This window comes from Ureaplasma parvum serovar 3 str. ATCC 27815 (assembly GCF_000019345.1).
GTDB lineage: Bacteria > Bacillota_I > Bacilli_A > Mycoplasmatales > Mycoplasmoidaceae > Ureaplasma > Ureaplasma parvum.
Genome location: NC_010503.1, coordinates 265,348 through 277,899 on the forward strand (window position 1 = coordinate 265,348; position 12,552 = coordinate 277,899).

At 27.3% G+C, this 12,552-nt stretch carries 13 protein-coding genes and 1 pseudogene; all 14 read left to right on the forward strand.

Annotation, left to right across the window (positions count from 1 at the left end):
• Positions 1-10: 10 nt before the first annotated feature.
• Positions 11-1,576 (forward strand): formate--tetrahydrofolate ligase, encoded by a 1,566-nt coding sequence (locus tag UPA3_RS01150; protein ID WP_006688872.1) that lies wholly within the window; start codon positions 11-13, stop codon positions 1,574-1,576.
• A gap of 129 nt (positions 1,577-1,705) precedes the next feature.
• Positions 1,706-2,458, forward strand: a complete 753-nt coding sequence (locus UPA3_RS01155; RefSeq protein WP_006688953.1) for a tyrosine-type recombinase/integrase — start codon at positions 1,706-1,708, stop codon at positions 2,456-2,458.
• A gap of 211 nt (positions 2,459-2,669) precedes the next feature.
• Complete coding sequence (locus UPA3_RS01160) at positions 2,670-5,018, forward strand: amino acid permease (RefSeq protein ID WP_038105987.1); 2,349 nt, start codon at positions 2,670-2,672, stop codon at positions 5,016-5,018.
• 177 nt (positions 5,019-5,195) lie between these two features.
• Positions 5,196-6,344 carry a hypothetical protein gene (locus UPA3_RS01165; RefSeq protein ID WP_006688888.1) on the forward strand — a complete coding sequence of 383 codons (1,149 nt, stop codon included), beginning with the start codon at positions 5,196-5,198 and terminating at the stop codon, positions 6,342-6,344.
• Between the two features lie 56 nt (positions 6,345-6,400).
• Positions 6,401-6,718, forward strand: a complete 318-nt coding sequence (locus UPA3_RS01170; protein WP_006689232.1) for a hypothetical protein — start codon at positions 6,401-6,403, stop codon at positions 6,716-6,718.
• 9 nt (positions 6,719-6,727) lie between these two features.
• Positions 6,728-7,170 (forward strand): annotated as a pseudogene (locus tag UPA3_RS01175) (hypothetical protein).
• 174 nt (positions 7,171-7,344) lie between these two features.
• On the forward strand, positions 7,345-8,898 hold the full coding sequence (locus UPA3_RS01180) for a BMP family ABC transporter substrate-binding protein (protein WP_006688914.1): 1,554 nt from the start codon (positions 7,345-7,347) through the stop codon (positions 8,896-8,898).
• A 197-nt stretch (positions 8,899-9,095) separates the two neighbouring features.
• On the forward strand, positions 9,096-9,659 hold the full coding sequence (gene infC, locus UPA3_RS01185) for a translation initiation factor IF-3 (protein ID WP_006688881.1): 564 nt from the start codon (positions 9,096-9,098) through the stop codon (positions 9,657-9,659).
• A gap of 14 nt (positions 9,660-9,673) precedes the next feature.
• Positions 9,674-9,868, forward strand: coding sequence for a 50S ribosomal protein L35 (gene rpmI / locus UPA3_RS01190; RefSeq protein WP_006688895.1), 195 nt, complete (start codon positions 9,674-9,676; stop codon positions 9,866-9,868).
• A gap of 54 nt (positions 9,869-9,922) precedes the next feature.
• The gene (rplT, locus tag UPA3_RS01195; RefSeq protein ID WP_006688834.1) at positions 9,923-10,285 is read left to right on the forward strand and encodes a 50S ribosomal protein L20; all 363 of its coding nucleotides are present in this window, start codon (positions 9,923-9,925) and stop codon (positions 10,283-10,285) included.
• Positions 10,286-10,503: 218 nt separating this feature from the next.
• Positions 10,504-10,809, forward strand: a complete 306-nt coding sequence (gene rpsJ, locus UPA3_RS01200; protein WP_004025692.1) for a 30S ribosomal protein S10 — start codon at positions 10,504-10,506, stop codon at positions 10,807-10,809.
• A 24-nt stretch (positions 10,810-10,833) separates the two neighbouring features.
• On the forward strand, positions 10,834-11,535 hold the full coding sequence (rplC, locus tag UPA3_RS01205; protein WP_006688934.1) for a 50S ribosomal protein L3: 702 nt from the start codon (positions 10,834-10,836) through the stop codon (positions 11,533-11,535).
• A gap of 10 nt (positions 11,536-11,545) precedes the next feature.
• Positions 11,546-12,181, forward strand: a complete 636-nt coding sequence (rplD, locus tag UPA3_RS01210) for a 50S ribosomal protein L4 (protein ID WP_006688823.1) — start codon at positions 11,546-11,548, stop codon at positions 12,179-12,181.
• A gap of 2 nt (positions 12,182-12,183) precedes the next feature.
• Positions 12,184-12,501 (forward strand): 50S ribosomal protein L23, encoded by a 318-nt coding sequence (locus tag UPA3_RS01215; protein WP_006689129.1) that lies wholly within the window; start codon positions 12,184-12,186, stop codon positions 12,499-12,501.
• Positions 12,502-12,552 lie beyond the last annotated feature (51 nt).

Below are 12,552 nucleotides of genomic sequence, written 5' to 3' on the forward strand. Positions count from 1 at the left end.
AGGTTTATATATGGCAAAAATTATTGAAGAAATGATTAATAAAAAAGGGTTGTTAATTGATGATTATGAACTTTATGGCAATGAGATTGCTAAAATTAAATCAATTAAAAAACTAAATAAAAAGGATTCAAAATTAATTGTTATTACCTCAATGAATCCTAATCCAGCTGGTGAAGGTAAAACAACAACTGCTATTGGTTTAGTTGATGCTTTAAATAAACATGGATACAAAGCAATTGGAGCCTTACGAGAGCCATCAATGGGACCAGTTTTTGGTATGAAAGGTACGGGTTCTGGAGGAGGATTATCTTTTTTAAAACCCTTTGATAAAATTAATTTACATTTTAGTGGTGATTTCCATGCGATTACTGCAGCTAATAATTTAATCGTTGCAGTAATAGAAAATGAAATACATAATAGGTCTTCAATGCAAATCGATTCTCAAAAAATTTTAATTAAAAGATGTCTAGATGTTAATGATCGTTCTTTACGTAATATTGAATATGATATTAACCATCAACAAACAAAAAGTGGTTTCAACATTACAGCAGCGAGTGATTTAATGGCATTATTTTGTTTAGCACATGATCATAAAGATTTTGAAGATAAACTTGCGCAAACAATTGTTGCATATAATATAGTAAACCAACCTATAAGAATTTGTGATTTAGAATTAACAAAAGCTATTATGGCAATTTTAGAAGATGCTTTATATGCTAATTTAGTACGAACTAATGAGGATAACCCTGTTTTTGTTCATGGTGGCCCATTTGCTAATATTGCTCATGGTTGTAATAGTATTATTGCAACCAAAAATGCTTTAGCTTTAGGTGATTATGTTGTTACTGAATGTGGTTTTGGTAGCGATTTAGGACTTGAAAAATTTATGAATATCAAGATGGCTAGTTTGAATTTAAAACCAGATTTAATTGGTTTAGTTATTAGTCTAAAATCAATCGCATATCATGCTCAAACAAACGAAAAAGACTACGTTAAACAAGGCTTTGCTAATGTTTTATGTCATATTAATCACATTAAAAAATATAATGTTTCTTTTATTGTTTATATTAATGTCAATACTAATACTGATAGCGAAGAAGACTTATTAACTTTAGAAAAACTATTAGATGAACATCAAATTGAACATGCACGTTCTTATGCTTATAGCTATGGTTCTAAAAAAAGTGAAGAAATAACTAAAAAAACAATTACTTTAACTAATCAAATTAATGATCATGAATTAAAATTAATTTATGATATTAAAGATCATTTATCATATAAATTAAAAAAAATATGTGAAAATGTTTATGGTGCTGATGGATATGAATTAAGCTATGAAGCTAAAGAACAATTGAATCGTTATGAACATTTAGATTTTTATTTATGCATTGCTAAAACACCATATTCAATTTCTGATGATGCAAAATTATTAAATAATCCTAAGAACTTTAAAATTCATATTGAACGCTTTGAAATTAATTATGCTGCAAAATTAATCATTGCTATTACAACAACTATTTATCGTATGCCTGGCTTAAATAAAGAACCAGCGGCCAAAAATTTCGTTATGAAATAACTATTAAAAATCTTTATTATTAAAAAAATAAAAAATAAACAAGTTGATCGCTTCAAAGATGCTTGTTTATTTTTTTCATACTTTAGAAGATAAAAAAATAAGAAATCATAAAAAGGAAAAGTAGATAATATGAAAGATTTTATTAGATATACTAAAAAAAGAAATTTAAGTCTTAACACAATTCGTACTTATGAATCAGTATTAAAACATTATGAACCTGTTTTAGATTCGTGAATTAAAATACGAAATAAAATTATTAATAGTAACTTTAAACCACGAACAATTCATTTACACAAAAACGTTTTATTAAGTTTTTTTGAATTTAAAAAACTAAAAAGATATTTACAAAATTTAAAATTATTAAAATTACCACAAATTGAAATGAAATATTTTGATGTAATTAGTAAAAATAATTTATATAAAAAAACTGATATCTTAGATGATGATTCATTAGAAATTAAAAAATATAAAACCATTATTAGATTCTTGTTTGAAACAGGAATTAGAGCTCATGAATTATTTTTTCTAGAATCTATTAATAATCGTTTGTATGTGTTAGGTAAAGGAAATAAAAAACGACAAATTTTCTTTGTAAAACAAACTTTTGAACAATTACAAAAGTTTTATGAGAATCTAAAAGGATTTGAAACAACTAAAACATTACGTTTATATATTAAAAAAATTATTGGCAAGAATTTTACTCCCCATTCATTACGTCGTAGCTTTGCTACTTTTATGTTAATTAAAGGGGCAAATCCCAAAACTGTAATGTTACAAATGGGACATGCAAACATTCAAACAACGTTTAGTTATTTAAATTTAAATGAACAAACAAATCGTCGAATTTATAACAAAATTATGTACCAAAATGATGCAGAATAAATTTTTGTAAAAATAAAAAATAAAAATGTTAAAAATCGACATTTTTATGCTAAAAAGCATAGGAAATACTAGCATTTATTATATAATCTAAATTAGAAATTAGGTTTTATATATAGTAATGAATTTATGAGCAAATTTTTGATTGGTCGTAAGCGATTTATCAAAAATAAAATTAGTTTCAAATATTTTTAGAATAAGAGGTGATAAAAAATTGATAAATAATAAAATAAAAGAAGCAAAAATCAAAAAGAAACTAGAAAAAAACAAAAAAGTTTCTTTAATGGGTTTTGTTTTACTAACAGCTTCAGCAATTATTGCTTTTTATACATTCCCATCACTTTCAACAGCTGGTTGAATTGCAATTATCTTTGCTTTTATTACAGCTATGTGTTGATTCATTCCAATTGGGATTGCAGCCGCTGAAATGGCAACAATTAAAGGTTGGGCCGAGGGGGGAATATTTACCTGGGTACGAAATTTATTAGGTCCACGAAATGGGTTTATTGTAACCTGATTACAATTCCAAGTCACATTTGGATTTGTGGCTATGATCTTATTCGTCCTTTCATCCTTTTCATTTGCTTTCGCAGGTGCTGATGGATATAATTATTTTAATACACTTAAGTTGGGAACAACTTTAAATCAAGCTACATCAGTCAACTTTTCAAAAAACTTTAGCAATGGGGCATTATATGGAATTGGTATTGTTGTTGTCGCAGGTCTAATCTTTATGAGTTTATTAGGCCAAAAACGAACTCACCAATTTGGCCAAGTTGCTTTAATCATTGGTATTTTACTACCATTCTTTATTATTTTAGGATTCCAAATTTATACAGTGGCAACAATGCCAGATCCATTATACTTTATTGGAAAACACTTCCAAAAAGAACCACATTTAGACCCAAGTGTAACTGGTACTTCTTATGAATTAAATAAAACTTTCATGTCATCAGTTGTTATGGCATCTTTCATGGCATTTAGTTTTAGCTTACATGGTGTAGAAGTTTCAGCTATTGCTGCTAATCGAATGGATAATCCTTCTAAGAAATATCCACAAGCCATGATGATTGTTGTAATTTCTGCTTTAGTTTGCATTATTATTGGATCAATTATGATTTCAATGACTGTACCAACTTCAACATTATCATTCAATGGTGGATTAGTACAGACAATTATGTTCAACTTATCTGTTGGTGGAATTGATGTTAAACTACCAGATGGCACAGTTGCTCATTATAAAACACTAGCACATGCATACTCAGTAATTGAAACTCAATATGGCACAGCTGCCGCTAACCAAGTTATGTATCAATTTGTGTATGGTCATCCAATTAATACAGGTAGTGACTTAGCACGTTCTGATTTATTAACACTAACATCAGAAGTTAACGATCCTTTAAAAAACCCATCTTTATTTATTTCTGTTATGAATATAGAAACAAATAAAATGGCTATGCAAGGATTACAAGCTATTACTTTCTTCATTGGAATAGGTGTATTTGTTGAAGTTTCTGTTTGAATGTCAAACCTTTCAACTGGATTAAATTATGCAATGCGTAAAGCCCACTTCCCAGCATGGGTTACATATCGTTTAAAGAATGGGTCAGCGTTAACAGTAGCAATTTTATGAATTGTATTACTAATGTGCATTTTTGCAATTTACATGTTTGGTTATAATTCATTAATGCAATACAAAGGTCAAACAATTAGTGATATTTTAGCTAATGAAATTCGTATTAACCAAGATCAAAAAGAACCAATGGCTTTATTGTCTAATCAAAATTTAGATGAAATTAAACTAATGGCTCGTTCAATTTACGAACATAGTCATGCTCCTGGAGCACAAGCTAATGTTTTACATTTTGATTTTAATAAACATGCTAACAGTGAAGTAAAAGCAATTTATGATAAAATCAAAGATTATATTGGCATTAATGCCGTAGCATCGGGAACACCAGCATCAATTACTAATATTTCATTCATTTCAAACGTTGTTTCACAAATCTCAATGTATTATATTGGATATAACATTTTCTTAATTGGATATCTAAGATATGTCTTTAAAGCTAATTGATTACGTCGTGAATTTAGAGTTAAATGATCATGATTACAAATTAGTTTAGCTTTATTAGCAATGGGCGTTAATACATTTGCAGTTGTTGCAACTTACTTACCAGCTGCTCCAGAACTATATCCTGGACAAGAAGCTTATTATGTATTTATTTCAATTGCATTACCAATGTTTATATGCACATTATTACTTGGATTATTTATTTATCTAATTAATTATGCTTGAAATAAAAAACGAGGTATTAATTTATCAGAACATTCAAACTTAACAAACGTTGATCAAAATGTTTTAGATGTAATTAATAATTGACATTTATACAAAGATCAAAAAGAATTTGCTAAATTTGAACGTCATGTGCAATTATTACAACAAAAACAAGTAATTGTAAGAACAACAAAAGATAAGGCACAAAGAGAATTAGTTGCGAATGAAATGCAATATTTAGCAGCTGAAATCGCAACAAGATTTGCACCAGAAGAAGAACATTAAAAAACAAAAATGAGTCTTAATACTTTTTTAAAAAGTGTTTTGACTTATTTTTTTATTTTACACTTGACATATTATATATATATATATAATCTAAATGTATACTCTTATATAAAATAAAGATAACAAATCAAATTATTAAAATTCTTATTTATTAAATGTATAAAAGAAGGTTAAAATATGAAGAAGAATCATAAAAAATGATTATTAATGACAACGCCAATTTTATTAATTGGCGGATTATCAACATTGGCATTAACAAGTTGTAAAGACGGAAAAAAATCTAATCCAAAACCAGATAAACCATCAACTATAGAAGAATATAAATTAAGTTTATCAAGTGTTGAAACTGGTTTTAATGAAGCTAAATTAATTTTTGATAATAATGATAGTTTTAAAACATTAGATAATTTTAAAGTTATTTTAAAAAATACTCAAAACACTAATGAAGTTATTGAAGCAAGTAATTTATCTGCAACAATTGAAAATCAAAAATTAGTTTTAAAACTAAATAATTTACAAGACGGTCAAACATATAAAATTAACAAAATTTTATATCAAACAAATAAAGAAGTTATTTTAAGTAATAATCAAGTATTTACTACAAAAACTAAACCTAAAATTGAATATGAAGTACAAGAAAAAATTTTGAAACTTGATGATAAAACATATTATGTTGTTCTAAAAGTTAAAGACCCTCAAAATTTAAATGAACCAACAAAAGAAATTTTAAAATCTGTAACTTTTACTTCAAAAATCTCAAATGTTGCAAATCTTAAAAATGCAATATTAGAAAATCAAAGACCTTACGTTAAAGAAGATTATTCAGAAATTCAAATTAAATTACCAAGAGTACCTGTAATTAGTGAAAAAATAGAAATCACTGCAAACAATTCCTTATTTAAATCATTCACAATTACTGTTGGTGAAAAACATATTAAAAATGTGGAAAAAATCATCGATATCACTAAAAAAGTTTTTGGTAATCAAGAATTAAAATCTATTAGTATTACAAAACAAAATAGTAGCAGTGCCAATATAACATTAAGTTTAAAATTAAATGGTAATTCAATTATTGTTGGTGCTAACAAATTAATTAATAAAAAAGACAAAGCAATAAAATTTAGCTTCTTTGTTAAAAATAAAGCAACAAATACAGTTAAAGAATTTAATTTCAATGAAAAATCAAAACCTATTGGAAGCTATCAATTCACATTAAATGGATTAGATGCTAATAGTGATTTTGTAATTGAAGATATTAGATATGATGATAAATCAATCAAAATTACAGAAGAGCTTTTAGCTAGCTTAAGTTTTTCAACAAAATAAATTAAATACATAATTTATTGTATAAAACACAAAAAATATAGTTTAGGAAATGAAATATGAAAAAATGACAAAAAATTTTAACAATTGCACTACCAACTAGTTTATTAGTTGCTATTCCAATTGTTGTTGCTTCATGTTCTACTAAGAGTGAAGCACAAAAAGAATTTGAAAAAACTTATAAAGAATATTTAAGTTGATTAGACAAATTAGCTTCAAAAATGCCAGCACTTAAAGAAGCTTTTAGTACTTTGAAAGAAGAAATTAATAAACAAATCAATAAGAGTGAAAAATTATCTGATGAAGCGTATAAAGCATTAACAGCTTCATTAAAAGTTTCAATTGATGGAATGAAAAAAACATTAGGACAAAATTAAGGATAAATCGTGAATCAGAACAAAATTGTTAATAAAAAAGATTTAGATATTGCATTAGCAAATTTAATTTTAAGTATAGGAGTAGTTGTTTTATAATAATTGGCGCTATTTTAGTGCATCTTGGCATTTATTATATGGTTTACTCATATTATGGATCACCATATTTAACGCAAGATATAGCTACAACAAATGTTGTAAATGCTTGAGCTATGTATAATGCTGGAGTGGCTTTTTTAGTAATTTTTGCTTTAATTGAAATTGCTAGTTTTGCTTTATTTGTAACAACAACAGTCAATGTTGGTTTAAATTTAAAAAGACAAGAAAACTTTGTCTTGCCATTTGTTTTTGGCATTTTAGGGTGCTTAGGAATAATACCTATAATCGGATCAATTATTATTTATGTACAATTAAATAAATTTTATAAGCAACAAAACGAATCTAGTTTAATATAAAAGAAAAAAATGACTTTATATTGAAGTCATTTTTTATTACCTTTTTAATGTTCCAATTATTATACTAAAAAGGTAATAATTATTACTTTGTTTCTTTTTTACGTCTTTTTTGTATATATAAATATATAATTAACCTTTTAATTTGTGTAAATGAGAATTTGTTTGGAGAAAATCATGAGAAAAATTAAATTAAATAAAAAAATTATTTTAGCATCAGTTATTGGAATAATGGGTGTAGCTTTGGTTCCTATAGCATTGGTTGCATGTAGTCAAAATAAAACAAAATCTGATTCTAGAAACTTAACTTTAAACAATTTTTATGGTCGCCCATCAAGTGATGGGGATGATGCATATCAAGCAATCTATGCGTCTAAAATTCAAGATGGTGCACGTATGTTAGGATTAATTTCATTTAGACATAAAAATCCAATTTCAAAATACTTTAATTCACCAAAAGATAATCAACAAGTTTCAGCAGTATTAATTGATGAAATTTATGATTTACAAACAGGTAAAGATCGAATTGCATCAATCACATATCGTGCAGATCAAGCTGCTTTTTTAGCTGGAATTGCTGCAGCTTATTATTTAAATAGTAATCAAAATGTTTTTGGTAAAGATAATAAATTAACATGGGGCGGTTTTGTTGGTATTCATTTACCATCAACTACAAGATTTATTCAAGGTTTTAAATTTGGTATTCAATGAGCAAATGAAAAACTAAAAAACAAAAAAGTTAAACAAACAGAAAATAATGAAGAAAAAGAATGAATTAATGTAGAACAAGTCTTTGCTACGAATTATCAATCAGGAGATTTTTCGCCAACATCAGATAAAGCAAAAGCAATTGTTAATCAATTAGTTTCTAATAATGTTGATTTAATTTTACCAGTGGCTGGACCTCAAATCGATTATGCAACAACAGCTGCTGCTGAATCAAGTAAACCAATCGTTGTTGTTGGTGTTGATACAGAACAAGAATTAGATGATAATACAAATAAAGCACGTATTAGTGAAAATAATAAATCATTAGCTAACGGTAAAACAATTATTTTTTCTATTGTTAAACGTTTAGATTTAGCTTTTAAAGGTGCTTTATTAAAAGCATCAGAAGGGGCACAATTAACTAATGATATTAACAAAGACGCTTATAAATTAGGAACACACACTGAAGCAAGTTTTAATAAAAATACTTATGTTGATAATACAGCGTTAGTTGAATTATCAAAAGCTGGACATCAGTATTTAATTGATGCAATTAAATTAAGTGGTTTAAAAGAAGTAAATGATTATAAAACAATTGTTGAAATAATCCAAGAAGATCCTTTATTTAAACTTTTATCACAAATTGGAACTAAAAAATTAGATGAAGTTGCTACTAAATCACAACAAGGTGATTGAGTATTAAAAAGCGAATATCAAGATTTACCATTTATACAATTACAAAAAATGTTAGGTGGATTAGTTTATGTTGATCAAAAAAATGAACTATATCCATATGAATTATCTAATTCATTTTATTTAGAAAAAGATCCAAATAAACGTCAAGCTTCAAGAGCTTTTTATAATTATTGAAATGCTAAAGATGCTAATCAAATAAATTTAGTTAAGATATTTTTAGGACAATCAGTTGATGTACTAAAAGATAAATCATTTTCTGAGTCAATTTATAAGGGATTAGAAGAATTTTATAAATCTAAAAACATTATTATTCCTAAATTATATTAGTTAACTTATTAAGTTGCTTTTTACCCATAAATAATATATAATTCTATATTGTATAAAGAAAGTAGTTTAAAACTCACCTGATTTCTGTTTATTTGGGAATAGGTTAATGCTTAATATTTCGATTATTACATCATTTATTCATGTTATAGATATAAATGATTTTCTTTATACATTTAATTTTTAATTAGGAGTGTTTAATGAATACACCAAACAATCAACGCCATATGTCATCAAATAATGATGCACGTAAAAATCAACCTTTAATTAATGATCAAATTCGTTTTCGAACAATGGTTGTAATTGATGACCATGGTAATAATTTAGGTGAAATGAATCGTATTGATGCCCTTAATTTAGCCGCTTCAAAGAATTTAGATTTAGTTGTTATTGCTAAAAAAGGAAATATTCCTGTAACAAAAATTTTAGATTATGGTAAGTACAAATACGAACAAAAACGTCGTCAAAAAGAATCAAGAAAAAATCAAACAATTATTAAGGTAAAAGAAATCAAAATTAAACCAATGATTGGTGAACATGATTTAAAAGTAAGAGCAGAAAATGCTAAACGTTGATTAGAAGATAAAGACAACGTGAAATTTGTGATTGAAGCACGTGGACGTATGTGTACAAAAGATGAATTTATTGTACAAGCTTATGAAAAATTCATTGACTTAATTAAAGATTATGGTACAGTTGTTCAAGCTAATAAAAAAGTTAGCAATTATCGATATGAAACAATTATTGAACCAATTAAAAAATAAGGAAGGTAACTATAATGGCTAAAATTAGACAAAAAACAAAAAGAGCTGTTGCAAAACGTTTTAGTATTACAAAAAATGGTAAATTAAAACGTAAACACGCTTATAGATCACATTTAGCTCTAGGTCGTTCAACAAAAGCTAAACGTCATTTAAGAAAAGACGCAATTATGAGCACATCTGACACAAAAAGATATACTCAATGCTTATAGTTAGAATATAAATAATTTAATAGTTATAAATAGTATTTAAGGAGTAAATTAGCAATGAGAGTAAAAGGTGGAAGTGTTACACGTCAACGTCGTAAAAGATGATTAGAAAAAGCTGAAGGTTCATGAGGAACACGTAATACCTCATATAGAATTGCTCGTCAAACAGTAATTCGTGCTGCAGAGTATGCATATCGTGATCGTCGTAATAAAAAGCGTGATTTTAGAAAATTATGAATTTCAAGAATTAATGCTGCAGTTCGTGAATTAGGATATACATATTCACAATTTATGAATGCATTAGTAAAAGCTAATGTTGTTACTAAAGATGGTCAAGGTTTAAATAGAAAAATGCTATCTGAATTAGCAATTAACAACCCTGAAGCATTTAATCAATTAGTTGATAAAGTAATGAAATAATATTAGATAAAAATATACTTGCCAATTGCTGGTTATAGTATATTTTTTATTTTTATCTTGTTTTTTACTTTTGTTTCGTGTATAATTTTAAAGGTTTTGTTATTGTTGAGATTGCTGATACGCCAAGAAACGTTGTCAATAAAACGTATCAGGTAACTCATTAATACACAATTCTTATGATTCGCATAATATATCGATGCAAAAGGAGACAACATTTTATGAATCAAGAATTAAGAATTAGATTAGAATCTTATGACCACAGATTATTAGATGATACAGTAAAAACAATTGTAAACATTTCTAACTCTACAGGTTCTAAATTAAGAGGTCCAATTCCTCTACCAACTAAAAAGGAAATTTTTACAATTTTAAGATCACCACATGTTAATAAATCAAGTCGTGAACAATTTGAAAGAAGAACACACAAACGTTTAATTATTTTAGAAAATCCACAACCTAAAACAATGGAAGCTTTAAAACGTTTATCAGTTCCATTTGGTGTTGAAGTTACTTTCAAAATTTAATTCATTAGGAGGCAAGTAAAAAAAATGAAATCATTATTAGGAACAAAAGTTGGCATGACTCAAGTTTTTACAGAAACAGGTAAAGCTGTAGCTGCCACAGTTATCTATGTTGAACCAAATAAGGTTTTAGCTGTTAAAACTAATGAAAAAGACGGCTACAGTGCAATTCAAATTGGTTATGAAACAGTAAAAGAAAAAGCATTAAACAAACCATTATTAGGTCAATTCAAAAAAGCAAATTCAGATCCAAAACGTCACATTAAAGAATTTAGAGATGTTGTTGCTGAAGTTGGTGCTGAATTAACAGTTAGTGAATTTGAACCAGGACAATTAGTTAATGCACAAGCATATACTAAAGGACACGGATTTACAGGTTCAATTAAACGTCATAATTTTAGTATGGGTCCAATGGGCCATGGTGCTGGTTATCCACATCGTTATGTTGGTTCTATTGCTAAAGGACGTGGGGGTAGTCAAGCTCAACGTGTTTTCAAAGGAACTAAATTACCTGGTCATTATGGACATGAATTAGTAACAACTAAAAACTTACTAGTATTAGATGTTAAAGCAAATGAAAATTTAATCCTAATTAAAGGTGCTATTCCAGGACCAAAAGGTTCAATTGTTTTATTAAAATCAGCTAAAAAAGTTGGCCATATCGTAAGCGATCCACAAGTTGTTAACTACTTAGCTAATAAAGCATCATCAAGTGAAGCAAACGAATAAGGAGTTAGTCATGGCAAAAATTAAATTATTATCTATTGATGGTAACTTCGCAAAAGAACTTGAAGTAACCTCTGATCTTTTTGTTGAAGTACCTCACAAACAAGCAATGTTTGACTCAGTGCTTGCTGAAAATGCAGCTGAACGTCAAGGTACACATTCAACCCTAACAAAGGGTGAAGTTCGTGGTGGTGGTAAAAAACCATGAAGACAAAAACACACAGGTAAAGCACGTACAGGTTCAACACGTAACCCACATTGAACAGGTGGGGGTGTGGTATTTGGTCCAAAACCAAATCGTAACTACAATTTAAAAGTTAATGCAAAAGTAAGACTATTAGCTTTCAAATCAGCATTAACTATTAAATTGAATGAAGGAAAAATGCTAGGTTTAGTAGCAAATAGCGATTTAGAAACACCTTCAACTAAAAAAATGGTAAATTTCATTAATAATGCTAACTTAGAAAATCAAAAAGTTTTATTAGTAATAGTCGACAATTTTAGTAATATTAAAAAATCAACAAACAATTTACAAAAAGTTACAACAAAATTATGATACCAAGTTTCAGTTCGTGATTTAATGCATGCAAATGTTGTTGTTGTGGCTGAAGAAGCATTTACAAATTACGCAAGAAAGGTAAGTAAATAATCATGGAATTAACAAGAGTTATTTTACATCCATATACGACAGAAAAAACTTATTCTATTCGTAATAAAAGCGAGCATGAAACATTAACTTTTATTGTTGATAAAAATGCTAATAAATACCAAATTCGTGAAGCATTTATTGCGATTTTTGGTTTAAAACCACTTAAAATTCGTACTACAAATCGTCGTCCTGCAAAAATTCGTACTTCAACAGCTAGACCAGGATATACAAAAGCAAAAAAAATTGCTTATGTAGTAATGCCAGTAGGTGTTAAAGTAGCTGTAAGTAAAGAAGAAGTTGAAGCAGCAAACGCAAAGTAGTTTAAAACAAAATTAAAAATAACAGTCGAAAAGCAAATTAGAAAGAGGCAA